This is a genomic window from Streptomyces sp. CAI-85, assembly GCF_013363615.1.
Lineage (GTDB): Bacteria > Actinomycetota > Actinomycetes > Streptomycetales > Streptomycetaceae > Streptomyces > Streptomyces antibioticus_B.
In genome coordinates, this window is the sequence record NZ_JAANNX010000013.1 from 1 (window position 1) to 22,695 (window position 22,695).

24 protein-coding genes and 1 tRNA gene are annotated in these 22,695 nt (G+C 69.1%); 12 read left to right on the forward strand and 13 right to left on the reverse strand.

What is annotated here, in order from left to right; translation table 11 throughout:
* Both G6W55_RS17175 and G6W55_RS17180 read right to left on the reverse strand, forming a co-directional pair.
* The coding region (locus tag G6W55_RS17175; RefSeq protein WP_175521725.1) for an Hsp70 family protein at positions 1–145 on the reverse strand (145 nt) is incomplete at its 3' end.
* 95 nt (positions 146–240) lie between these two features.
* Entirely contained in the window at positions 241–1,458 is a 1,218-nt protein-coding gene (locus tag G6W55_RS17180; RefSeq protein WP_175521726.1) for an MraY family glycosyltransferase, read from the reverse strand.
* A gap of 240 nt (positions 1,459–1,698) precedes the next feature.
* Between G6W55_RS17180 and G6W55_RS17185 the strand changes: the two genes are divergently transcribed.
* The 3 genes from G6W55_RS17185 (at position 1,699) to G6W55_RS17195 (ending at position 6,124) form a co-directional block, all read left to right on the forward strand.
* A complete protein-coding gene (locus G6W55_RS17185; RefSeq protein WP_175521727.1) occupies positions 1,699–3,975 on the forward strand; it encodes a heterodisulfide reductase-related iron-sulfur binding cluster in 2,277 nt (758 codons plus the stop codon).
* 45 nt (positions 3,976–4,020) lie between these two features.
* Positions 4,021–5,109: a Yip1 family protein gene (locus G6W55_RS17190; RefSeq protein WP_175521728.1), complete on the forward strand. Its 1,089-nt coding sequence runs from the start codon at positions 4,021–4,023 to the stop codon at positions 5,107–5,109.
* 391 nt (positions 5,110–5,500) lie between these two features.
* The gene (locus G6W55_RS17195; protein ID WP_175521729.1) at positions 5,501–6,124 is read left to right on the forward strand and encodes a hypothetical protein; all 624 of its coding nucleotides are present in this window, start codon (positions 5,501–5,503) and stop codon (positions 6,122–6,124) included.
* 35 nt (positions 6,125–6,159) lie between these two features.
* On the opposite strand, the gene G6W55_RS17200 is transcribed toward G6W55_RS17195, so the two are convergent.
* Positions 6,160–6,669 (reverse strand): phosphoribosyltransferase, encoded by a 510-nt coding sequence (locus tag G6W55_RS17200; RefSeq protein WP_175521730.1) that lies wholly within the window; start codon positions 6,667–6,669, stop codon positions 6,160–6,162.
* Between the two features lie 7 nt (positions 6,670–6,676).
* Complete coding sequence (gene dcd / locus G6W55_RS17205; protein ID WP_085212264.1) at positions 6,677–7,252, reverse strand: dCTP deaminase; 576 nt, start codon at positions 7,250–7,252, stop codon at positions 6,677–6,679.
* A 511-nt stretch (positions 7,253–7,763) separates the two neighbouring features.
* Here dcd and G6W55_RS17210 point away from each other — a divergent pair.
* A tRNA-Gly gene (locus tag G6W55_RS17210) sits at positions 7,764–7,834 on the forward strand.
* A gap of 66 nt (positions 7,835–7,900) precedes the next feature.
* Here G6W55_RS17210 and G6W55_RS17215 read toward each other — a convergent pair.
* Complete coding sequence (locus G6W55_RS17215) at positions 7,901–8,224, reverse strand: hypothetical protein (protein WP_175521731.1); 324 nt, start codon at positions 8,222–8,224, stop codon at positions 7,901–7,903.
* Positions 8,221–9,438 carry a Shedu anti-phage system protein SduA domain-containing protein gene (locus G6W55_RS17220; protein ID WP_309243743.1) on the reverse strand — a complete coding sequence of 406 codons (1,218 nt, stop codon included), beginning with the start codon at positions 9,436–9,438 and terminating at the stop codon, positions 8,221–8,223. Before G6W55_RS17220 ends, G6W55_RS17215 begins: the two co-directional genes overlap by 4 nt.
* 555 nt (positions 9,439–9,993) lie before the next feature.
* On the opposite strand from G6W55_RS17220, the gene G6W55_RS17225 reads away from it, so the two are divergent.
* Positions 9,994–10,773, forward strand: coding sequence for a hypothetical protein (locus G6W55_RS17225; RefSeq protein ID WP_175521732.1), 780 nt, complete (start codon positions 9,994–9,996; stop codon positions 10,771–10,773).
* A gap of 203 nt (positions 10,774–10,976) precedes the next feature.
* The gene (locus G6W55_RS39415; RefSeq protein ID WP_175521733.1) at positions 10,977–11,822 is read left to right on the forward strand and encodes a tetratricopeptide repeat protein; all 846 of its coding nucleotides are present in this window, start codon (positions 10,977–10,979) and stop codon (positions 11,820–11,822) included.
* Positions 11,823–12,003: 181 nt separating this feature from the next.
* Here G6W55_RS39415 and G6W55_RS17235 read toward each other — a convergent pair whose 3' ends face one another.
* Together G6W55_RS17235 and G6W55_RS17240 are read right to left on the reverse strand one after the other, a co-directional pair.
* The gene (locus G6W55_RS17235; RefSeq protein ID WP_175521734.1) at positions 12,004–12,342 is read right to left on the reverse strand and encodes an XRE family transcriptional regulator; all 339 of its coding nucleotides are present in this window, start codon (positions 12,340–12,342) and stop codon (positions 12,004–12,006) included.
* A complete protein-coding gene (locus tag G6W55_RS17240) occupies positions 12,339–12,725 on the reverse strand; it encodes a type II toxin-antitoxin system RelE/ParE family toxin (RefSeq protein ID WP_175521735.1) in 387 nt (128 codons plus the stop codon). The genes G6W55_RS17235 and G6W55_RS17240 overlap by 4 nt, the downstream gene beginning before the upstream one ends.
* Positions 12,726–13,094: 369 nt before the next feature.
* On the opposite strand from G6W55_RS17240, the gene G6W55_RS17245 reads away from it, so the two are divergent.
* Positions 13,095–13,775, forward strand: a complete 681-nt coding sequence (locus G6W55_RS17245) for a calcium-binding protein (RefSeq protein WP_309243744.1) — start codon at positions 13,095–13,097, stop codon at positions 13,773–13,775.
* Positions 13,776–13,801: 26 nt separating this feature from the next.
* Here the strand turns inward: G6W55_RS17245 and G6W55_RS17250 are convergent, their stop codons facing one another.
* Positions 13,802–14,113 (reverse strand): hypothetical protein, encoded by a 312-nt coding sequence (locus G6W55_RS17250; RefSeq protein ID WP_175521737.1) that lies wholly within the window; start codon positions 14,111–14,113, stop codon positions 13,802–13,804.
* A gap of 93 nt (positions 14,114–14,206) precedes the next feature.
* Here G6W55_RS17250 and G6W55_RS17255 point away from each other — a divergent pair, with 93 nt between their 5' ends.
* Positions 14,207–17,479, forward strand: a complete 3,273-nt coding sequence (locus G6W55_RS17255) for a BTAD domain-containing putative transcriptional regulator (protein WP_309243745.1) — start codon at positions 14,207–14,209, stop codon at positions 17,477–17,479.
* A 208-nt stretch (positions 17,480–17,687) separates the two neighbouring features.
* Entirely contained in the window at positions 17,688–17,936 is a 249-nt protein-coding gene (locus G6W55_RS17260) for a hypothetical protein (protein WP_254876305.1), read from the forward strand.
* Positions 17,937–17,957: 21 nt separating this feature from the next.
* Here G6W55_RS17260 and G6W55_RS17265 read toward each other — a convergent pair whose 3' ends face one another.
* The 4 genes from G6W55_RS17265 to G6W55_RS17280 form a co-directional block, all read right to left on the reverse strand.
* Entirely contained in the window at positions 17,958–18,806 is an 849-nt protein-coding gene (locus G6W55_RS17265) for an aldo/keto reductase (RefSeq protein ID WP_175521739.1), read from the reverse strand.
* Positions 18,807–18,834: 28 nt separating this feature from the next.
* Entirely contained in the window at positions 18,835–19,521 is a 687-nt protein-coding gene (locus G6W55_RS17270) for a GAF and ANTAR domain-containing protein (protein ID WP_175521868.1), read from the reverse strand.
* Positions 19,522–19,679: 158 nt separating this feature from the next.
* A complete protein-coding gene (locus tag G6W55_RS17275) occupies positions 19,680–20,063 on the reverse strand; it encodes a DUF5994 family protein (protein WP_175521740.1) in 384 nt (127 codons plus the stop codon).
* 461 nt (positions 20,064–20,524) lie between these two features.
* Positions 20,525–21,229 (reverse strand): hypothetical protein, encoded by a 705-nt coding sequence (locus tag G6W55_RS17280; protein WP_175521741.1) that lies wholly within the window; start codon positions 21,227–21,229, stop codon positions 20,525–20,527.
* 198 nt (positions 21,230–21,427) lie between these two features.
* On the opposite strand from G6W55_RS17280, the gene G6W55_RS17285 reads away from it, so the two are divergent.
* The 3 genes from G6W55_RS17285 to G6W55_RS17295 are packed head-to-tail and all read left to right on the forward strand — an operon-like array spanning position 21,428 to position 22,679.
* On the forward strand, positions 21,428–21,763 hold the full coding sequence (locus tag G6W55_RS17285; protein ID WP_375372454.1) for a hypothetical protein: 336 nt from the start codon (positions 21,428–21,430) through the stop codon (positions 21,761–21,763).
* A gap of 38 nt (positions 21,764–21,801) precedes the next feature.
* Complete coding sequence (locus G6W55_RS17290; RefSeq protein WP_375372457.1) at positions 21,802–22,326, forward strand: DUF5994 family protein; 525 nt, start codon at positions 21,802–21,804, stop codon at positions 22,324–22,326.
* Entirely contained in the window at positions 22,323–22,679 is a 357-nt protein-coding gene (locus G6W55_RS17295; protein WP_175521742.1) for a PRC-barrel domain-containing protein, read from the forward strand. The genes G6W55_RS17290 and G6W55_RS17295 overlap by 4 nt, the downstream gene beginning before the upstream one ends.
* Positions 22,680–22,695: the final 16 nt, after the last annotated feature.

Consider the following 22,695-nt stretch of genomic DNA (forward strand, 5'->3'; position numbering starts at 1 on the left):
GCACCTCGCCGTTCTTGGCGAAGGCGACGACGGACGGCGTGGTCCTGGCGCCCTCTGCGTTGGTGATGACGGTGGGCTCGCCGCCCTCCAGAACGCTGACGACGGAGTTAGTCGTGCCCAGGTCGATGCCGACCGCACGTGCCATGGTGATCTTCCTCCAACTGACTTGAGTGGAACGGACTCAAGTGTGCACGACGGCTCCCGCCCGGTCAACAGACCTGAGTCGTGCCCACTCAACTCTTATCCGTTCCTTACACGCAAGGAGGCGCTGACCTGCGGCGACACCCGCTGTCCATGACGACCGTCACTCGATCCGGGGAGCCGTACGGCGGACTCGGATTGACGACGCGGGGCGAAGAGGGGCGCCCTGCGGGGGTGGGGGCGCGGACTCTTGCGGGCACGCGTGCGTGCGGCCTCCTCTTCACCGGTACGCGTGCGCGCGGCCTCCCTTTCACGGGCACGCGTGCGCGCGGTCCCCTTTTCACGGGCACGCGCGTGTGCCGGAACCCGCAACAGCCCCAGGACGGCGGCCAGCGCCCCGCCCGCCACCCACCACACGGCGTACGGCCCGGCCCAGCCGCTGTGCACGAGCGTCCCGACGAGCACCGCCGAGAAGGCCGCCGCGCCGAGCAGCACGGTCGCCCCCTGAGGGGTGATCCCGAGCCGCCGCAGCCGGTGGGCGAGATGGTCCGGGCCGCCGCGCAGCAGAGGTCGTCCGGCCAGCCGCCGCGCCACCACCACCAGGACGGCGTCGGCACCGGCCACCGCGGTGAGCGCGAACAGCACGCCCGCCCCGACGGTCTCCTCGTAACCCGCGCGGGCGGTCACGGCCGCCGAGGCGAGCAGAAACCCCGCGAACAGCGAGCCGCAGCCGCCGAGCGCCACGCGCGCGGGAGGCCAGTTGTGCATGAGGAAGCCGGTCAGCGCGGCCGCGAGCACGCTGAGCAGCACCGCGAGTCCGTCCAGGACCTCGAACGCCGCGCACGCGGCCACCCCGAACGCGGTGACCACACCGACCGTGCCGGCCACCCCGTCCGCGTGGTCCAGGGCCCGGAAGGCGAGCGCGACGAAGGTGATCCAGGCGACGGCCACCGCCCCCGCCCAGGCGCCGGTGTCGCCGTACGGCACGACGAAGGCCGCCGCCACCGCCGTACCGAGGACCAGGAGCCGCGTCCTGAGCCGCCACAGGTCCGCGACGAGCCCGAGCACGGCGACGGCCGCGGCGGCCAGCACCAGGGCGCCGATGTCCGGGCCGAGCGGGGCGATGCCGGACCAGTCGCCGGCGCCCGCGACCAGACAGGTGGTGAGCACCACCGCGACACCCCCGGACAGCGGAACGCGGCGCTGCCGCCGGCGCCGGTCGACGAGCCCGAGACGCAGGGCGGGCGGACGCAGCAGCGCGGCAAGGACGGCGGCGAGGAGCAGGGCGGTGGTGGCGGCGGCGATCCCGTAGAGCACGGATATAAATTAGTCATAAATGTACCAATTTGGTACGAATAACACGACGAGATCGCGCCCGCCTAATCCCTCTTTGGCCACTACGGTGGCCACGTCGGCACCCATGCGAACTGAGGTGACCCTCAGCGACTCAGATCACCCCATGGCCAGCTACAGTGCGACGCGGGTTGGGGGTAGTCTCAGACGGACTGCATAAGTTACCGCTTAGTAATTTCCCTCGCAGGCCCGAGGAGCCCCCTCATGCAACTCGCCGCGATCATCGTGTCGCTGGTCCTGACCGTGGTCGGCGTCGCGCTGCTCGCACGCGCCATCGGTCAGTTCGTCCGGTACTTCAAACTGGGCCAGCCGGTTCCGGCGGGCGCCCGTACGGACAACCCCTACGCGCGCAGTGTGACCCTGGTACGGGAGTTCCTCGGCCACACCCGGATGAACCGCTGGGGCATCGTGGGCTTCGCCCACTGGTTCGTCGCGGTGGGCTTCCTGACCCTGCCGCCGACCCTGGCGCAGGCGTTCGGCCAGCTCTTCCAGGCCGACTGGACGCTTCCGGTGATCGGCGGCTTCCTGCCGTTCGAGCTGTACATCGAGTTCATCGGCGTGATGACGATCCTCGGCATCGCCGTCCTCATCGCGATCCGTCTGCTGAACCTGCCGAGCCGTCCGGGCCGCAAGTCCCGCTTCGCGGGCTCCAAGGCGGGCCAGGCGTACTTCGTCGAGTACGTCATCCTCACCATCGGCCTCGCCATCTACGCGCTGCGCGGCCTCGAGGGCGCGATCCACCACGTGGAGCACTACGAGGCCGCGTACTTCGCCTCGTACCCGCTGGTCCTGGCCTTCAAGGGACTGAGCGTCGGCACGCTCCAGAACCTGATCTACCTCACCGCGATGGTGAAGATCAGCACCTCGTTCATCTGGATGATCGTGGTCTCGCTCAACACCAACATGGGCGTGGCCTGGCACCGCTTCCTGGCGTTCCCGAACATCTGGTTCAAGCGCGAGGCGACCGGCGGCACGGCCCTCGGCGGTCTCCAGCCGATGACCTCCGGCGGCAAGCCGATCGACTTCACCGACCCCGGTGACGACGACGTCTTCGGCGTCTCCCAGGTCGAGCAGTTCTCCTGGAAGGGCCTGCTGGACTTCTCCACCTGCACCGAGTGCGGCCGCTGCCAGTCGCAGTGCCCCGCGTGGAACACCGGCAAGCCGCTCTCCCCCAAGCTCCTCATCATGTCCCTGCGCGACCACGCGCACGCCAAGGCGCCGTACCTGCTCGCGGGTGGCGGCAAGACCATGGAGGGCGAGGAGAAGGCGTCCGAGGAGCAGCTCAAGGACGTCCCCGCCGCCGCCCTGGCCGAGGCCGAGCGCCCCCTCATCGGCACCGCCGAGGAGAACGGCGTCATCGACCCGGACGTCCTGTGGTCCTGCACCACCTGCGGCGCCTGCGTCGAGCAGTGCCCGGTGGACATCGAGCACGTCGACCACATCGTCGACATGCGCCGCTACCAGGTGATGATCGAGTCCGCGTTCCCGTCCGAGGCGGGCACGATGCTCAAGAACCTGGAGAAGAAGGGCAACCCCTGGGGCCTGGCCAAGAAGCAGCGCCTGGAGTGGCTCAAGGAAGTCGACTTCGAGGTGCCGGTCGTCGGCAAGGACATCGAGGACCTGTCCGAGGTCGAGTACCTGTACTGGGTCGGCTGCGCCGGCGCCTTGGAGGACCGGGCCAAGAAGACCACCAAGGCGTTCGCCGAGCTGCTGCACATCGCGGGCGTGAAGTTCGCGATCATGGGCGGCGACGAGAAGTGCACGGGTGACTCGGCCCGCCGCCTGGGCAACGAGCCGCTGTTCCAGGAACTCGGCATGGAGAACGTCGCCGCGCTGAACATGGCGTTCGGCGAGGACGACGAGGACGAGTCGACCAAGAAGCCGAAGTCGGCCAAGAAGATCGTCGCGACCTGCCCGCACTGCCTCAACACGATCGGCAACGAGTACCCGCAGCTCGGCGGCGACTACGAGGTCATCCACCACACCCAGCTTCTCCAGCACCTGGTGGACGAGGGCAAGCTCATCCCGGTCACCCCGGTCGAGGGCATCATCACCTACCACGACCCCTGCTACCTGGGCCGTCACAACAAGATCTACACGCCGCCGCGCGAGATCATGACCGCCGTCCCGGGCCTGCGCCAGCAGGAGATGCACCGCCACAAGGAGCGCGGCTTCTGCTGCGGCGCCGGCGGCGCGCGGATGTGGATGGAGGAGCGGATCGGCAAGCGCATCAACAACGAGCGCGTGGACGAGGCTCTGTCCCTCAACCCGGACATCGTCTCGACGGCCTGCCCGTTCTGCCTGGTCATGCTCACGGACTCGGTGAACGGCAAGAAGAACGACGGCAAGGCCAAGGAGTCCATCCAGGTCGTGGACGTCGCCCAGCTCCTCCTGGAGTCCGTCAAGACCCCGGTCGACGACGAGCCCCCGGCGGGCACGGCGGAGGCGGAGAGCGCGCCGGAGCCGGAGCCGGTGAAGTAGGCCACTCTCAGGGGTCCTTGGAGGACCTCGGGGGACCCCTAGGGGATGTCACAGCTCGGCCGCAAAGCCGGGTCCGGGAGCCCGGGCCCGGCACGTCACTCTGCGGGACCAGGTACGTTCGATGACGTGGCTGGATTCAGGATCGGACGCGGCGGACGGAACGACCGCGCCCCGCAAGCGCGACCGCAACACCCTCCCTACGGGCAGCAGGCGCCCCAGGGCCCGTCGGCCGGGCCCTCGGGGCCGTCGTACGGCTACCCGCAGGCACCGCAGCCGCCGTACGGCAGACCGTCCGGGAACGCCGGAGGCGGCTGGCCGGCGGCTCGCAGCGGACACGGCGGCGGTCATGGGGGCGGCCAGGGCGGGTACGGCGGTCATGGGGGCCATGGCGGACACCACGGCGGCCATGGCGGCCAGGGCGGTGAACCGGAGTACTTCGGCGACGGCGGCTACCCGCCCGGCCCCGGCGGACACGCCGCGCACGGCGGTCCTGACCCGTACGCGGCGAACAACCCGGGCCACACCCAGGCGTTCTCCGTCGACGACCACCACCACGCGCCCTACGGCCCGCCGCAGCCGTCCGGACCCATCGGTCCGCGGCTGCACTGGAAGGACCTGCTGCGGGGGATCGTGACGTCCCCCGACCGCACGTTCCTCCAGATGCGCGACTACACGATGTGGGGCCCGGCCCTCGTCGTCACGTTCCTCTACGGCCTGCTCGCGGTGTTCGGCTTCGACACCGCGCGCGAGGACGCGATCAACGCGACGCTGTCCAACGCCATCCCGATCGTCCTGACGACGGCCGTGGCGATGGTGTTGTCGTTCTTCGTCCTGGGCGTGGTCACCCACAGCCTGGCCCGCCAGCTCGGCGGCAACGGCGCCTGGCAGCCGACGGTCGGCCTCTCCATGCTGATCGCATCGCTCACGGACGCCCCGCGTCTGATCGTCGCGATGTTCTTCGGCGGCGACGCGTCCTTCGTCCAACTCCTCGGCTGGGCCACCTGGGTGGCCGCGGGCGCCCTGCTGACCCTCATGGTCCGCCGCTCCCACGACCTCCCCTGGCCGAAGGCCCTGGGCGCCTCGGCGATCCAGCTCATCGCGCTGCTGTCGATCGTGAAACTGGGCACGTTCTAACTCCGCCGGTCGTCAAGACGTACGACGCACAGGGCCCCGGTTCCTCACGAGGAACCGGGGCCCTGCCCACACGCTAGGACCGCCCCCTCCGATGGGTCCCCCACCCGACCGCGGCCAGAATCGTGACGACGAAACCGGCGGCTTCCGTCGTGTCCGCGGTGTCGGCGATGACCCTCTTGAAGCACAGCACCTCAGGGCCTCCAGCCGCTCACCGCCAAGTAGTGGGCTGGGGGCCCTTGTGGGGCGCTGTGATACAACCCTTTCCGGAAAGCTTTTTTGGATTCCTTGATATCGACTTACTAATGATCGCATATATCAAATAATGACGCCCCGTTGGCCTTCAATTACAAGGCTATTCATCGATCTCACCCCTACGGTCTAGGGTTACCGAATGAACAGCAACCCCTGGTTCGTGGTCGAGGACCCCGAAACAGACGGCGAGGAGCCCTGGGCCTTCGACGCGGGCGAGTTGGCCTTCATCGAGGCACTCCAGACCCTGGCCGCCTCCTGGCGCGTGGCTCTGGCCCACAGCAGCGTGGGACGCCCCGAGGACGACTCGTCCCTGATGGTGTGGGTCTCCCTGAGCGACGGTCAACCGCGCCTGGTACTAGGCGAATGGGCGGTGCACTTCTACGGCACACACGTGCGGGCCGGCAGCGTCTGCGACCAGCTCTTCAACCTCGACGAGACTCCCGCGAGCGGCTTCTTCCGCGCGAGCGGGCCGGCGGAACAGCTAGCCGAACGGTGCGCCGCCTGGTTCGAGGCGATCCTGACCCGACCGGTCCTCCGCATGGAGTGGCTGAGCCTGGAGAAGGTGTACGCGACAGGCTGGATCTTCGCGGACACGGCACAACCCCTGGGCGGCAGCAGGGACCACACCCTCACGCCCACGTCCCGCTGGAACCGCCGCACCCCGCACTCCCGCCACCACCGCTGCACCCCGATCCGCGGCGACGCGGAGCCCCAGCCAGAACTCCACGCGCACCTCTGCCCGTACGGCCCGAGGAGACGCTGACGCCGCAGCCCTGCTTGAGAGATCGGCGCCGGTGCTCAGAGCGCCTCTCTGGAGGGAGTGACCGGCTCCCCCGCCTTACGAACCACGGGCAGGACACTCCACGGGAAGTTGATCCACTCGTCGGTCCGCTTCCACACGTACTCGCATTTCACGAGGGAGTGGGACTTCTCGTAGATGACCGCGCTGCGCACCTCGGCGACCGTGTCGAGGCAGAAGTCGCGGACCAGCTTCAGGGTTTTGCCGGTGTCGGCGACGTCGTCGGTGATCAGGACCTTCTTGTCGGAGAAGTCGATCACGTTGGGCACGGGCGCGAGCATGACCGGCATGTCGAGCGTCGTGCCGACCCCCGTGTAGAACTCGACATTCACCAGGTGGATGTTCTTGCAGTCGAGCGCGTACGCCAGCCCGCCCGCGACGAAGACGCCGCCGCGGGCGATGGAGAGGACGATGTCCGGCTCGTAGCCGTCGTCGGCGATGACCTGCGCCAGTTCACGGACGGCGGTGCCGAAATCCTCGTAGGTCAGGTTCTCGCGACGGTCGGTCATCCGGCGCTCACACCTGCGTGCGGTGGAAGTTGAGGAAGGACCGGGAGGCGGTCGGCCCGCGCTGACCCTGGTAACGGGAGCCGTACTGCTCACTGCCGTAGGGGTGCTCGGCCGGCGAGGAGAGCCGGAACATGCAGAGCTGCCCGATCTTCATGCCGGGCCAGAGCTTGATGGGCAGGGTGGCGAGGTTGGACAGTTCGAGGGTCACGTGCCCGGAGAAGCCGGGGTCGATGAACCCGGCGGTCGAGTGCGTGACAAGACCGAGCCGGCCGAGGGAACTCTTGCCTTCGAGGCGCGACGCCAGATCGTCCGGGAGGGTGATCACCTCGTACGTGGACGCGAGCACGAACTCACCCGGGTGCAGGATGAACGGCTCGTCCCCCTCCGGCTCCACGAGCCGCGTGAGATCGGCCTGCTCGACGGCGGGGTCGATGTGGGGGTACCGGTGGTTCTCGAACACCCGGAAGAAGCGGTCGAGGCGTACGTCGATGCTCGACGGCTGCACCATGGATTCGTCGTAGGGATCGATCCGTACCCGCCCGGCGTCGATCTCGGCCCGGATGTCCTTGTCTGAGAGAAGCACGTCCCGAGGATACGCAAGGCGCGCGGACCGACCGCCACCGGACGTCCGCGCGCCTCTGGCCTGTCCTTTACGCCTTCCCGATACCCACGGCCACCGGCACGGGCACCGCGCTGCGGAGCCGGGCACAGCGGGGACACCGGACGAGCCGTCCGGGACCGAGCCGCTCGGCCTGCTGCATCGGGAACGAAGTGGTGCTGAACACGTGCCCATCGGCACAACGGACGACGGTGCGCTCCATCAAGTCCTAGAGTCCCTTCCCCAAGAGCCGCGTCCGACTGCTGCTCGCCGGACACCGAAAGCCACATTACGGGACGAACGGGACGACCCTCCAGGCGGCACTCCGACCCCGTCGGACCCCGCTCGCGGGCCCCCACGGTACGCCCCAACTCCGCCCGCCCGCACCCGGATCCCATCCCCTGAAACGCACTCAGCCCCCGGGCTTCGACGCCGGGGGCCGCACATGAGGTAGAGTGACGGGGCGATCGGACACCGGACGAATCCGGCGTCTTACGCGGGTGTAGTTTAATGGTAGAACATCAGCTTCCCAAGCTGAGAGCGCGAGTTCGATTCTCGTCACCCGCTCTTCTCAAAGCCCCGGACCAATGGTCTGGGGCTTGCTTGCTTATTTATGAGCCGTCGCTTACGTGGTCAGGTCCGTCCCTGCCGTAGATGGCGGGAAGCGGCGAGGCAGGAGGACAGCCATGTCGCCTCCCCACGGTCAATGATCAGGTCCGCAACGGTGATCATCCCGTCCATCGGGCCGTCGAGCCGAATCGAGTGGTCACCGACGGGGAACATCTTCCAGTCCGCGTCGCTGTGCCAGAGTCGAGCGGTTTTCTCGCCCCGCCGCTGCGCGAACACGATTTCCTCTCCGAACTCGTTCATGAAGTACCCGACGTAGTCCTTGTCTGTGATCTCACCGCCGCACAAGCGGGCCAGGAGCTGTTCGATCGCGGGTGGCGTGTCGGTCATGCGAGGGACTCCTCGTCCGGTTCGGGGTCTGCGTCCTGCCGTGCCGATGACAGAGCCAGCATGCGGGAGGCTGAGTCCAGCAGGGTCTCGTATGTGATCACTTCTATGCGCGCCTGATGCGTGTTGTAGGTCCGCAGTGTCTCCGCGATCTCTTGGGAGGTGACGTCCCCAGTCACGTACCGCGGGTGTCCAATCACAACCGTCGCCGATGCCCGCCGGGTGTCGACTCCGTGCTCGGCCAGGATGCTCGGGCGGTTCTCGTCCATGGCCCGGAGGTAGTTCTGCGCCTGGGAGACCGCGCGGTGCGCCGGGGCGCCCAACATGAGGTGACCGGAGCGTCGTATGACCAGGTCCTTGATGTTGGCGCGCTTGAGCTCCACCACGTGCAGGGAACCGTCGCCGCGCAGGAGCGGGATGTCGAGGATGGTGTCCGGGGTGTACTGTCGGCGTGCCAGTTCGGCCACGAAGGCCCCGCCGAAAATCCATTCCTGGTTCTTCAGACAGTCATGGAGGGCACTCTCGGAACTGTCCGGGTCCTTCACCATGGTACGCAGGGACGCGAGGCCGACCTGCCTGGCTCGCAGTTCGAGTAACTGGGCCAGCATGCCGGCGTCGACATCGGCCAGGACGTCGCTCATCATCCGGGCGGCCTCAGCGGAAGCAGGGCGGGGCAGGTTGCGGAGGACCAGTTCCATGTGCCCGTATTCCTGGAGCCGCCTCGTCTCCTTGGTGGAGAGCCGGATCCCGCCCTCCCCGTCCCCAAGGCCCAGGTAGTCGACGGACTGGGCTATGCCGCGAAAGAGGTCACGGGCGTCTGCGGCGCTCGCGCCAGGCTTGTCGCGGCACAGGACGTCCAGGACGGCAACGGCCCTGTCCGCACCCAGTGCGGCCACTTTGCGCATATATTCTTCGCTGCGCTGTCGGGCTTCGTCGTCGTAGTAGTTCTCAAGGGTGTCAAGAAACAGTTCGCCTCCTGCATAGACGGCGAAGCGCTGAAAGCGCTGGGCCAACGCGAAGTTGCCCTGGAGAATGGCCTCTTGGGCCACATCCTCCAAGGCGTTCACCAACGGCCGGCCCTTGCCGTAGGTCCTGCCGCGGCCGCCCATGATGTGCAGCACTGCATCGACGCGCTCCCGGACGCGCGCATCCTCCGTCAGTTCCCGTGCTGTCTGGACCAGTTGCCAGAGTATGGAGCCGGATCGAAATGTCGTCACGCGGGCACACTAGGGCCGACCACTGACAACCACGCGGCAGCAGTCTCTTTGCACGAGCGAGGGCGTTCCTCGACTGGAACGCCAGGCCCAGTCCGGCTCGACTCCTCTGCCCGCCCGAGAAACGCACTCTGCCCACCAGCCTTCGCGCCCCGAGCCCATAGCGTGCCCGTGAGTTCGGACAACCATGGTCTGCAGCGGCGCGATCCAGCTCGCACGACGGCCCCGATCAAATGCCATCTACGCAGGTCATAGGCATAGGGACCAGTCGAGCATCGTCGCTTCCCAAGCTGAGAGCGCGAGTTCGAGTCTCGTCACCCGCTCCATAACAACCCCCGGGTCGATGACCTGGGGGTTGTTTGTTGCCAGACTGGTGCAGGGTGTGGACGCTCCGCCCGCACCGGGTCGGAGCCATGCCGTGGTGATCGAATCGTTGCTGCGTCGCGTACAACCGTGAACAGCCCTTTCCCGTCCGACAGTTAGTCGCAGAGGGATGATCTTCTGGCCGGGGTGCCTATGCGCTCGGTGCGGACCGCAGGGGGAAGGACGGGTTCGAAGATGGGGAAGACGATGTGGCGCGCGGTGGTGGCCGGTGGAGCGGCGATCGTGTTCACAGGGGTGACTGCCGTGCCGGCCGGGGCGGCGGAGGGCGGGGTCTCGTTCAGCCGGGTCACGGTGAACGGCGGGAAGCCGATCGTGATCGGGGTCAATGAGGAGGTCGAGGTACGGGCCGCCTTCCGGATGACGACCAAGCTCAAGTTCGACTTCGGGCCGACGGTGCTTCCTTACCGAGGAAAGCTCAGCTCGGGGGACAGGCTGTACAGCGCCGTCATCACCAGCGACTGCAAGGTCGTGGACAAGGCGAAGGGGATCTGCGACGTCGACGAATGGCTGTACATCGACCCGCGACACGTCGACTTCGGGAACGAGGACGCCGGCACATGGAAAACTGCCGCTCAGGTCTATCTCCCTGGTAACGCCCAGGACATCGACGACGTGAATCTCCCGTTGCAGGTCAAGCGGGCCACACGCGTCACCGTCAACGCCTCGCCGGAGCCGGTCGCGGCCGGGAAGACGCTCACCGTCACCGGACGGGTCACACGGGCGAACTGGAACACCCACACGTACCAGGGGTACGCGGGTCGCACGGTGAGCCTTCAGTTCAAGGCGGCGGGCGCTTCCTCGTACACGAGGGTCAAGAAGGTGACGTCGAGTGGTACGGGGGCGCTCAAAACCACGGTGAAGGCCACCAAGCCGGGGACGTGGCGGTGGACGTACTACGGGAACTCCACCTCCGGGGCGAAGTCGTCGACCGGGGACTACGTCGCCGTGCGGTAGGCGAGCTCTGAGCAGGCGTTCCAGAACCGTGCCAGGTCGTACGGCGAAGACCCGGGGTGCGGGGAGTCTGTGCACGTGAGCCACCTTGATCGACCACCCGGGTCAGGGGCCGTGAGCGGTGGGATTCTGAACCCACGGCGTGGCCCGCGCGGGCGGCCCGCAGATCTGTTCCTCACAGACATCGTCACGTAGCCTCTCGGCCCGTGAAGATCGCATGGGTGATGCGGAGCCGCAGACAGGTAGCGGCCACCTTGGAGGGCCTCCAACAGCTTTGCCTGGAAGGCAAGTACGAGGAGGCCGAGGCCGGAGCCCGAGCGCTGGAGGAAGAAGCGGGGCGCCTACGTCGGCGAGGTCGGCGACTCGCGGTGGGGTGGTACGCCAAGACTCTGGCCACGGCGGTGGCCTGTGCCCACGGGCGTGGGGCACAGGTGCTGGAGGAGCTGGAATCACTCATAGCAGAGTTGCGTGGGATGGACGGTCCCGAGCGGGTACTGCTGCTGTTGATCCGGACCAACCGCATGACGGTCCTCAGCGAGGCGGGGCGCCACCACGAGGCCGAGGCGGAGGGCCTGGACATACTGGGCGACCTGACTCGGCTCAAGCATCTGACACCGGTGTGGCGCCTCGAGCTGAGCGTTCTGGACAACCTGGCCGAGGCGCTGTGCGGGCAGGGTCGCTACGAGGAGGCCGAGGCCATCGCCCGGGGGAATCTTCCCCGCGCCGAAGGGGCGGCCGTCGCTGCTCTGCACAGCGGCTTGGTGCGCAGCCTGAACGGGCAGAAGCGGTACGACGAAGCGCTCACCGAGGCGCAGCGGTTCACCCCGCGCTGGGATCGGGGACGGAGCGGCGATCTGGGCATAGCCACGGCCGTCGCCCTGCATGGCCTGGGGCGCCGAAGCGAGGCGGAAGCGACGGTCCGTGAGGCGCTGAACGAATGCGAGCGGTTTCTGCATCCGGACCACCCTCGTGTCGGGGAGGCCCGCACACTGCTCACCCGCATCACCGCCGAGGATCCTCCGGCGCCGACAGCCGAGCAGGCCACGCACTGACTGCGGCGGCCCCCTCCCGCCAGGTCGAAACCGAGCGGGGGAGGGCTGGCGATGTCCTCACCGCAGACGTCGACCCGACGCCCGTTCGGGGGAGGTCGTGACCGGTCCGCCGGCGTTCGCCGTGTCTCGCCGGTGCCTGTGTTCAGCGGTATGCCCATTGCGTGCCCTCCAGGCCGGGCCATCAGGCGACGGTGTACTCGGCATCCCCGAAGTCTGCGACCACGCGCAGTCGGCCGCCGAGCGCTTCCACGTAGGCCCGGAGGGTCGCGACCTCCGCGCGATCCAGCTCGCCGTGCTCGATCGCGGAGACCCTGGGTGCTGAAACCCCCATCGACGCGGCCACCTGGCGCTGAGTCAGTGCCTGTTCGCGCCTGAGCTCGGCAAGCTTGTGAGCACGTACCTCGGCTGTCAGCCGGTCCATGGCCGCTTGCTTCTCCTGAGCCGACCGCACCGGCAGCCCAGCGGCCGCACGCCGCTCGCGCGCCTTGCGCTTGGTTTCCTCCCAGCCCACGGTGCTCATTCATACTCCCTGGTTTCGAGATCGGCCAGATGTGTCCGATACCGCTCCTCGGCAAGCGGAATGTTGATGTCGTACCAGCGCTGCCAGTTCCCGGCTTTGTCACCAGCCACGAGCAATACCGCCCGGCGCACCGGATCGAAGGCGAAGAGGATGCGGATCTCGCTGCTCCCGGATGACCCTGGCCTCAGCTCCTTCAGGTGATGGTTCTCAGCACCCTTGATCCGATCGACGAGCGGACGGCCGAGCGTTGGACCCGTGGAGGCCAGCATGTCGATCGCGTCTTCTACCTGTTCAGCGCTGTCCCAGTCCTCTTCGGCGAGCGTCTCGAACCACGCCGCGACCTCTCCGACAAGGACCACTTCCCATTGAGCCACAGCCGCCATGTTAACGCAAGCATTAACTTAACTACGGCGATCTGTGAATCCGGGGCCGATGCACGAGCCGGTACTGGGCATGCAGCGACGTGTCTTTCACGCGTCCTGGCCTATGGCCGCCGAGATGCCCGCCATGTGGTCCGTGCCTGCCGATGTACAACCAAGCTGCCGTGCCGGTCGTCTGATCACGCAGGTCAAGTGACTGATCGGATTGCTCGGCCCGACGGAGACAACACGGCGGGCCCTCATACCTACGTGAGGAAACACATGCACAGACAGGTCGCGCCCGCAGTTGTGGCACTCTGCGGTTCTCTGGTTCTGGGTGGGCTCGCGGCCTCTGACGCCAGTGCGGCCGGTAACGGTCCCAAGATCACCAAGGTGGTCGTCAACGGGGGCAAGAACATCGTGGTGGGTCCTACTGCCGTAACCCACTTCACCGCGACCGTGACCGCCTCCGACACCGCTGCCGGCGTGAAGCAGACATGGCTCGACCTCTGGCACGGCAGCGGCGCCTACGACGACCATGACGGCGCGATCGCCCGCGCCGGCGAGCTCAAGTGCACCGTGGTGAGCTCCACTACGACCACCTGCACGAGCTCCTTCCAGGTCAAGGCCAATGCCAGGGCCTACACCAACGAAGTGGCCAACGCGCTCGCAGGCATCTGGCACGTCAGCCCGGGCGCCGTCTCCGGCAACAGGGTCCAGTCGTCGGACTACTCCTACAGCACCGTCAAGGTGCAGCGCGCCTCTCAGCTCACCGTCGACGCCACGCCCGAGCCGGTGAAGAAGGGCAAGACCGTCACCGTCACGGGAAAGCTGTCACGCGCCAACTGGGACACGCACAAGTACGCCGGCTACTCGGGCCAACCCGTCAAGTTGCAGTTCCGCAAGAAGGGCAGCAGCACCTACACGACGATCAAGACCGTCACGACCAGCAGCACGGGCACCCTGAAGACCACCGTGAAGGCCTCGGCCGACGGGTACTACCGCTACTCCTTCGCGGGTACGACGACGACGCCCGCGGTCAACTCCAGCGGTGACTTCATCGACGTGAGGTGAGCGGCGCCCCGGAGTCGGCCGCCTCCTCACGCGTCGACCGTGCCCGCCGTGACGTGGCCCCGGTGGCGGTCCGCGCGGAGTACTGCTCTGGCTGCTGTGAGGATGTCTTCGTCCAGGGTCAGTCGGGTGGTGAGGACCTGGAGGAGGCGGGTGTGCCAGACGTCGGGGTCCGAGTCGTAGGCGTGGAGGACTCGGGTGCCGTAGGAGTCACGTAGGCGGTGGTGGAGTTTTTCCTTCAGTGTGGCGTGGAGGTCTTGGACGGTTCCTGGGGCGGTGCCGGTCAGGCCGGGTGCCGCTCCTGTGGCCAGTGCCGTGGCCACCAGCTCCGCTTCGGTCACGCGGACCCCTTCGGTTGTGCGGGTTGTGCGATGTCGTGGCCGTCACGATGGTCGGGAGTGCTGCAATTCTGATGAAATTCCGATGACGTCGGCGTGAGAGAGCGGGGGTTCCGGGTGCTGCGGTTCGAGGTGCTCGGGCCGTTACGGGCCTGGCGGGGCGGGGATCCGCTGGAACTGGGGCCGGTCAAACGGCAGGCCGTGCTCGCCGCTCTGCTGCTGCGGCGGGGTGCCGTGGTCAGTCATGGCCGGCTGCTCGACTCGGTGTGGGGTGAGGAGCCTCCCGCCGGGGGTCACAAGGTGCTGGCCACGCACGTCAACTCGCTGCGGCGCGTTGTCGATTCGGCTCATACCCCGCCCGCACAGTCGGTGATTCGTAGCGGCAAGGGGTGGTATCGGTTCGTCGTCGACGGGGTTCGGCTCGATACGGCAGAGCTGGAGGAGCGGGGCGAGCAAGCGTTGCGGGCGGTCCGGGGTGGTGATCTGCCCGGCGCTGTAGACCAACTCTCCGACGTCCTCGCGCTGTTCCGGGGCGAGCCGCTCGCCGGGGTGCCCGGGCCCTTCGCCCAGGAGGAGCGGGAGCGTTGGGAGGAGCGGCGGCGGGCGTTTCGGGTGGAGTGGCTCAAGTGCCTTGTCACGCTGCGGCGGTTCGGGGAAGCGCTCGATGATCTGAGTGGGTTGTCTTCCTCCGAGAGTTACGACGAGACTTTGACCGGGTTGCGGATGCGGGCCCTCTACGGGCGTGGGCGGCCCTCGGAGGCGCTCCGTACCTATGAGGAGCTACGCCTGCGGCTGCGGGACGAGTTGGGGACCGATCCCGGTGAGGAGTTGCGCCGGGTGTATGAAGCCGTGCTGAATCAGGATGATTCGATGCTGCTGCGGCCGGATCCGGCGGTCGGGTCAGTGGCGCGGGAGTACGTCGTGCCCGCCGAACTTCCCCATGACATTCCCGGGTTCGCGGGGCGTGCCGGTGAACTCACCTTGCTTCATGAGCTGTTGGAGACCGTCTCGGGCAGCACGGTCGTCGTCTCCGCGATCGGTGGGGCCGCCGGGGTCGGCAAGACCGCGTTGGCCGTGCACTGGGCGCATCAGGTCCGTGATCGTTTCCCGGACGGGCAGCTCTACGTCAACCTGCACGGCTTCGATCACGACCGGCAGCCCCTTGGACCCGGCGAGGCCCTTGAACTGCTGTTGCGCAGTCTGGGGCTCGCGGCGTCGGAGATCCCTGCGCACCATGAGGCGCAGGGGCGGGTGTTCCGGACGCTGCTGGCCGGTCGGCGCATGCTCGTGCTGCTCGACAACGCGGCGTCTGCGGAGCAGGTGCGTCCGTTGCTGCCGTCCAGTCCGAGCTGTTGTGTTGTGGTGACCAGTCGTAATCGGCTCGGTGATCTCGTCGCCCGGGACGGGGCGCGGGTTCTGGCCCTGGGGCTGCTCCAGACGGACGAGGCGCGTGCGTTGCTTCGGCGGATCCTCGGGGGCGAGCGGATCAGTGGAGAGGGAGAGGCTGTTGGTGAGTTGATTCGGCTCTGTGGTGGGCTGCCGCTCGCCCTGCGCGTGGCCGCCGCGCGGCTCGCCGGGGATCCTGCCCTGCGTACGGCCGACCTCGTCGCCGAGATGCGGGAGGGCGGGAAGTTGGAGGCGCTGGAGTTGGATGCCGACGCCGACTCGCCTCTGCGTACGGCGTTCTCGGTGTCGTATCGGGTGCTGGCGCCCGGTGCGCGGCGGCTCTTCCGGCTGCTCGGGCTGTTTCCGGGGGCGGAGTTCACCGGGGAGGCGGCTGCGGCGCTGCTGGACTCGCCCCTGCCTCAGGCTCGGCGGCTGCTCGGGGCGCTGGTCTCGGCTCATCTGGTCGAGCCTGTGGCGGTGGGGCGGTATCGGTTCCACGATCTTCTTCGCGAGTACGCGCGGGAATGTGCGCTGGCGGAGGAGACGGCGGTGGAGCGGGACGCCGCCCTCGAACGGCTGTTGGTCTGGTACCTGTGTGCCGCTCGGGCCGTCGCGGGGCCCGGGCTTTTCCCTGAGCTGCCCGACGGGATCCGGGACATCGGCGTGTATCCGGGGCTGCCGTCGTCGGAGCGCGGGTCGTGGCTGGACGCCGAGCGGGGGAATCTGATCGCCGTCATCAGGTATGCCGCCCAGCACGGGTCCCGGCCCGTCGCCTGGTGTCTGACCTCGACGCTGTTCAGCCACTTCTGGGTCCATCTGCCGCGGAAGACGTGGCAGACCGTCGCGCAGACGGCGCTGGACGCGGCCGTGACGGACGGGGATCCGCGGGGGCGGGCGGCGACGCACTCCAGTCTCGCGGCGGCGGAGTGGGACCGGGGGCACGTCCGGCAGGCGATGGAGCATGCCACGCAGGCGCTGGATCTCAGCCGGGAGAACGGCTGGGTCATGGGCGAGGCGTCGGCTCTCGGGCTACGCGGGTTCGCGCGCTGGAGCATGGCTCAACTCGGCGGTGCGCACGACGACTTCTCCTTCGGTCTGCGCATCTTCCGTGAGGTCGGTCATCGTTACTTCGAGGGCTTCGGGATGATCGGTCTCGGTCTGGCATGCCGGGATCTGGGCCGGCTGCGCGAGGCGGCCGAGAACCTCGAAGGCGCTGTCCGGCTGGAGGCGGAGGACTACTGGTGGGACGCCGGATCGGCCCTTCAGATCCTGGGCGGGGTGTACTGGGAACTCGGCCGCCTCACCGACGGACTCGCGCTCCTCGGGGCGGAGTTGGAGTCCGGGAAGCGTGCCGGGTATCGGGACGGGCGCGCGATGATGCTGGACGCCCTGGCGAAGATCAACGTCGAACTCGGGCGCCATGGTGAGGGGTTGGAGCAGGCGGAGCGGGCGTTCGCACTGGTCGAGGACACGAAGCGGTACTGGGTCCAGTCGGGCATCCTCACCACGGTCGCCATGGCCCGCCGTCGGCTGGGCCAACCGGACGGCGCTCTCGCGGCCGGTGAGCAGGCGCTCGCGCTGGCCCGCGAGGCGCGATTCAGGCGCGCCGAGGCGGACAGCCTCCTGTCCCTCGCCCTCACCCATCAGCAAGCGGGCCGGTACTGCGACGCCCGCGCCTACGCCGATCAGGCGCTGAACCTGGCCCGCGCGCACTCGTTCCGCGTGGTGGAGGGCCAGGCGCTGACCGCCCTGTGCGAAACGGCCCTGGTCGAGGATGCGCACGGGTCGGCCGTCGAACTGGGCCGCGACGCCCTCGCCGTACACCGCGAAACCGGCCACCGCCTCGGCGAGGCCCGCACCTTGCTGACCCTCGCCCACAGCAGAACCGACACGGCCGACACCCAACTGCTGGAGCAGCAAGCGCGGTTGATCTACTCGGAGATCGGCGTTCCCGAGTCGGAGTACGAGAGTCTGGGCCGGTGATGGCTCCGGCCTAGATGGCCTGCGCCGACCTGCCCCGAGGGAGGCGCCGACGAGCGTGACCGCCGCTGTGGGCGCACCATGAAGCCAGTGGTGTGAAGGAGGGCGTGAGATGGGAAGTCGCGACCACTCTCAAGATCCGCAGGCATGGGGGCCACGTGAACCGCAACGGCCACCGCCGCAGGGTCCGCCACCGAAGAAGCGGCGGAGGGTGTTCCTGTGGGTCTTCCTGGCCATTCAGATTCTGTTCCTGATCTGGGTGATCACAGGCGCCGCCTCAGGTAGCGGCACACCCGAAGGATGCCAGGGGCTGACCGGCGACGAGTTGGACACGTGCAACGCCGCCAGTGATGTCGGGACGACGATCGGCGTGGGGCTGGTGATCGGCCTGTGGGCGGCCGTCGACGTCATCCTCGGATTCAGCTACGTGGTCTACCGGCTTGCCAGTCGGCGTACTTGAGGCACGCCGCCCGGCGCAACCTCAGTTGTCCACCCGGACCCGGCCCAGGCGGCTGACCATCGTTGGGTCTCGGTGGTCGAAGAAGGCTGAGCTGCCCGTGTCCAGGGTTGCGAGGGTGGCCATGTCTTCGTCCGTCAGGTGGAAGTCGAAGACGTTGAAGTTCTCCTCCATGCGGGATCGTTGGACGGATTTCGGGATGACGACCACCTCTCGTTGGATCAGCCAGCGCAGGACGATCTGGGCGATGGTGCGGTCGTGGGCCTTGGCGATGGGGGCGAGGACCGGGTGGGTGAAGAGGGCGTTCCTGCCCTCGGCGAAGGGGCCCCAGGATTCGAGTTGGACGCCGTGTTCGCGCATGAGGTGCTGGTCGGCGGTGCGTTGGTGGAAGGGGTGGGTCTCGATCTGGTCGACGGCGGGGACGACGTCGTTGTGGTCGATCAGGTCGACGAGCCGGTCGGTGTGGAAGTTGGAGACGCCGATGGCCCGGGTGCGGCCCTCGCGGTAGAGGTCCTGCATGGCGCGCCACTCGCTGTAGACGTCGCCGTAGGGCTGGTGGATGAGGTAGAGGTCTACGTGGTCGAGGCCGAGTTTGCGCAGGGAGGCGTCGAAGGCGCGTCTGGTGTTGTCCTCGCCCGGGTCCTGGACCCACAGCTTGGTGGTGATGAACAGCTCCTCGCGCGCGATGCCGCTCTTCGCGACGGCCCGGCCCACGGCCTCCTCGTTGCCGTAGGCGGCGGCCGTGTCGAGGAGCCGGTAGCCGACGTAGAGGGCGTCGGTCACGGCCTGTTCGGTCTGCTCGGGCGGGATCTGGTAGACGCCGAAGCCGAGGATCGGCATCTCGACGCCGTTGTTCAGGGTGACGGTCCGCATGGTGGTCCTGCCTCCTTCGGGGGCCGGGTCAGGAGAGGCCGCCCTGTTCACAGACACGGCGGGCGACCTCGCGGAGCTTGAGGTTGTTCTCCTGCGAATAGCGGCGCAGCACGGCGAAGGACTGCTCCTCGGTGAGCCGGTGGCTGCCCATGAGGATGCCCATGGCCTCGCCGATGACATGGCGGGTGGCGACGGCCTGCTCCATCTGGGCCTGCGTGCGGGCGCTGGAGAAGGCCACCGCGGCGTGCGAGGCGAGCAGCCAGCCGGCCAGTTCGCTGGCCTCGGTGAAGGCACCCGGCCGGCGCGAGTAGAGGTTCAGCGCGCCCAGTTCCTCGTCCTCCGTGAAGAGCAGGAAGCCCATCATGCTGCCGACGCCGAGGTCACGGGCGCGCGGGGCGTAGGCGGGCCAGCGGGTCTCGGTGGTGAGGTCGGCGATCCGGAAGACCGGTTCGTCCGTGCCGTGGCGGACGGCGTCGAAGCACGGGCCCTCACCCGCCTCGCCCTGCAACCGGTCGCTGTCCGCGACCAGCGGGTCGGTGGGGGCGAGGGAGCGCACCTCGGTGCCGTGCAGCATGAGGATCCCGGCCGCGTCGCATCCCTCGACCAGCTCGATGGCCGAGGCGGTGATCCGCTCCAGCGTGTCACCGACCGAACGCTGCGCCAGCAGATCGCGCGCCATGGCCGCCATCCGCTGCGCGAACTCCGCCCAGTCCATCCCGCTCGCCACGGTTCGCCTCCGGCCTGTCGTCCGTCGCCGCCGCGCGTCTCGTGCGTACGACCCGGTTCCCACCCTGCCACGACCACCCCGCCGGCGGACGGCAACGACGGCTTCGGCGGCCGCACCCCGCCATCGGGCCGTCGGGGGCGGAGCCGTCAGTGGGCGATCGTCATCAGCCGTGCCGCGGCCTCCTCCGGGGTGTCAGGGGGTACGACCAGCAGGTCCCAGCGGCTCCGGCCCGGGGCCAGCAGGGTGACGGTGTGCGGGGCGGACGCCGTCACGGTTCTGCGCAGTCGTACGACCTGGTTGCACACGAGGATCCGGCCGGGTGTCGCGGACCATGTCGAGCCGTTGACGGTGACGATGGTGATGTGCCCCCAGTCCGGCGGCAACCCGCCGAGGAGCAGCGGGAGTTCGGTGAGCAGGTCGTAGGAGCGGGGCCACCACGCGCCGTCGATGGGCCGGGGCGGGGTGCCGTGCGGCGCGAGGCTGAGGCGGAGGAGGGGCCGGGGCGGGGTGGTGAGTGGGGCGGTGGTCATGTCTGCTCCTGTCGGCGGCGGCCGCCCGTGCACGGCGGCGGCGATACACGGTCGGGTCACGCGGGAGTGCGGGTCGCCGGGCCGGTCGGTGAAGGCGTGACGGCGGTGGTGGGTGGTGGCGGCGGTGGGTGGCGGCCCGGCCGATGACGTCGCCCACCGCCGTCACCGCCGGGTACGACCGGGTACAGCCGGACACAGCCGGGTACAGCCGGTCGCCGCCGTCGCGTGCGGGCGCCGGTACGGCGGCGAGGGCGGCGGCGAGTCCGGAGGCCGCTACGGCGGCGAGGGCGGGATGCGGGTGCGGGTGCGGCTTCGGCGGCCATCGGGCGGAACCTGCCTCGAGCGCGAAGCACCCGGTGTGGTCGGACCACGAGGACGAGACCGGCCTGATTACCGGTGTACGAAGGATCCTCGTAGACCCAACCTACTCCGCCGCGCCCTCGGGAACCCGCGTCAGCCGGTCACGGGCCGAGGACCAGGGCGTGGCACGGCGCGTAGCGGAGCATGTCGTGGGCGCCCGAGGCGTCGGGTGCGACGGAGCGCCAGCCCCAGGAGCGCAGGGCGCGCAGCGTCATGGCGTCCTCGCGCTCCACCAGCGTGACGCCGAGGACACCGGGGACGCCGGGGACGCCGACGACGTCGGTACCGTCGGCACGGTCGGCGAGGCCCGCCATGTGGTCGGCGAGCAGGCGGCGCTGGAGGCGGCGGGCGAGGTTCCAGTCGCGGCCCTGGTGGTGGGTGCGCACCCGCGAGTGGACCACGAGCCCGGAGATCGCGAAGAGCCTCCCGGAGACGGCGAGCCCGAGCACGTCCCGGGGCAGATACCCGTCCAGACCGCGCCACCAGGGGCCGTCGGCGCGGACCGGGAAGCCGTACGCGCACCCCGCCAGGACGGCGCTCTCCCCGCCGGCCGGGGTCCCGGGCACGCTGCGCTCCGCGACGAGCAGGGCGAAGCCCGGCCGCTGCACCTCACCGGCGAGCCGGCGCAGGAACAGTTCACGATCGTGGTTCCAGGCCCGCGAATCGCCGCCGGCGGTCTGCGCGTACAGGTCGCCCAGTTCCGCCAGCCGGTCCTCGATCTGCCATCGGGACAGGGGGCGGATGCGCTCCCCTTCCAGGGGCGACGGCCCCTGCGGGCCCCGCCGGCCGGGCACGTTCACGGTCATGTGGCGCGTCCTGCCCCAGGTCCGGACAGAGCCGGCCCGGCGTCGTGGTTCGCCGAGAACGGCGCCGCGTGGGAGCGGGCGCGCGAAGAGCCCTCGGCCACTTCACCGTACTCCCGCGGGCGGCCCGCGAGACGAGTCGGGCGTGACCGGGCGGGAGTACGGTGGACTTACCGGGGGCCGCGGCAGAGGAGAAACGCAGTGACGTCCACGCACGCGACACGGCCGGGCCACTCGGACGGCACGGACGGCGCCGCCCAGGCGTTCCCGGAGGCCCCGCCCGAGGACGAGGGTCTCGCCGAGGTACGCATCATCGCGGCCGACCCCGATGTCGCCCGCCGGGTCGCGCTCGTCCTGCGCGAGGTCTTCGCCGGCGACGAACCGCGCAGCTACCCCACGGGCCCGGACGGCCGCGGCACCCTGCTCCATCTCACGGTCGACACCCGCACCGCCGACGGCCTCCCCTCCGCGCCCTCGGACTGGCTGGACACCAGCCGCTCCCACGCCCGCCGCTCGCACACCGACGAACCCGGCTGACCGCACGCCGACGCCCACGAGACAGGCAGGTGAGCACCGTGCCCGGCACCGATCCCCCGCCCGCCCCGCCCGCCCGGTCCACGCCGCCGGCCACGGGCCTCCTCTCGGAGGGCGTGCACACCTCCGCGCGGCCGGGGACGGCCCTGCTGCGGCTGGAGACGACCGCCGACCGCCGAGGTGTCCTCGACGGCGGGTGGTGGCCGCGCTCGCGTGACATCGCCGTCGAACTGCCCGGTCTGATCAGTGTGTTGACCGAACACATCGGGCCCGTCGTCCGGGTCGGACTGGACTCCGCCGCCTGGGACGGGCTGCCGACCCGGCTCGTCGTCGACGACCACGTCGTCCACATCGACGCGTCGCCGGTGGGTGACGACACGGTCCTGGTCACCCGGGGCGACCAGGACCTCTTCTCATTGCTCGTCGTCCCGCCGGACACACCCCCCGACGCGGCACGGTCCGCGATGGCGCAGGCCGCTCGTGCCGACAACCGCGAGAACGCCGAGCACATCCTCGCCGTCACCCGTGCCGAGCCCACCGACACCATCACGGAGGACCGCACATGATGCACGCCGCCGACGTCAGGGAGTGGCGGGACCACGACGTGGTCGACGCCAAGGGAAAGAAGATCGGCGTCCTCGAAGCCGTCTACGTGGACACGGCCACGGACGAGCCGGCCATGGCGACGGTCCGCACCGGGCTGCCCACTCGCCAGCGTCTGGTCTTCGTCCCGCTCGTCGAGGCCGTCCTCGGGCCGGACTACGTCAGGGTCCCGCACGGCAAGGGGGAGGTCCGCAAGGCTCCCTCGATCGGCACGGACGACATCCTGCCCGCCGAGCAGGAGGAGTCGATCTTCGTCTACTACGACATGGCGTACCGGCCGGGCGTCAACGGTGAACGTCAACTCGCGCGCCGCTGACCACCCTGGGAACCCG

Excerpts from the sequence above, each read along its gene's own strand:
- G6W55_RS17185 (WP_175521727.1), top strand. The coding sequence starts at position 1,699 with ATGCAACTCGCCGCGATCATCGTGTCGCTGGTCCTGACCGTGGTCGGC.
- G6W55_RS17190 (WP_175521728.1), top strand. The coding sequence starts at position 4,021 with ATGTCACAGCTCGGCCGCAAAGCCGGGTCCGGGAGCCCGGGCCCGGCA.
- G6W55_RS17195 (WP_175521729.1), top strand. The coding sequence starts at position 5,501 with ATGAACAGCAACCCCTGGTTCGTGGTCGAGGACCCCGAAACAGACGGC.
- G6W55_RS17200 (WP_175521730.1), bottom strand. The coding sequence starts at position 6,669 with ATGACCGACCGTCGCGAGAACCTGACCTACGAGGATTTCGGCACCGCC.
- G6W55_RS17215 (WP_175521731.1), bottom strand. The coding sequence starts at position 8,224 with ATGACCGACACGCCACCCGCGATCGAACAGCTCCTGGCCCGCTTGTGC.
- G6W55_RS17225 (WP_175521732.1), top strand. The coding sequence starts at position 9,994 with ATGGGGAAGACGATGTGGCGCGCGGTGGTGGCCGGTGGAGCGGCGATC.
- G6W55_RS17235 (WP_175521734.1), bottom strand. The coding sequence starts at position 12,342 with ATGAGCACCGTGGGCTGGGAGGAAACCAAGCGCAAGGCGCGCGAGCGG.
- G6W55_RS17240 (WP_175521735.1), bottom strand. The coding sequence starts at position 12,725 with ATGGCGGCTGTGGCTCAATGGGAAGTGGTCCTTGTCGGAGAGGTCGCG.
- G6W55_RS17265 (WP_175521739.1), bottom strand. The coding sequence starts at position 18,806 with ATGCGGACCGTCACCCTGAACAACGGCGTCGAGATGCCGATCCTCGGC.
- G6W55_RS17270 (WP_175521868.1), bottom strand. The coding sequence starts at position 19,521 with ATGGACTGGGCGGAGTTCGCGCAGCGGATGGCGGCCATGGCGCGCGAT.
- G6W55_RS17275 (WP_175521740.1), bottom strand. The coding sequence starts at position 20,063 with ATGACCACCGCCCCACTCACCACCCCGCCCCGGCCCCTCCTCCGCCTC.
- G6W55_RS17280 (WP_175521741.1), bottom strand. The coding sequence starts at position 21,229 with ATGACCGTGAACGTGCCCGGCCGGCGGGGCCCGCAGGGGCCGTCGCCC.
- G6W55_RS17295 (WP_175521742.1), top strand. The coding sequence starts at position 22,323 with ATGATGCACGCCGCCGACGTCAGGGAGTGGCGGGACCACGACGTGGTC.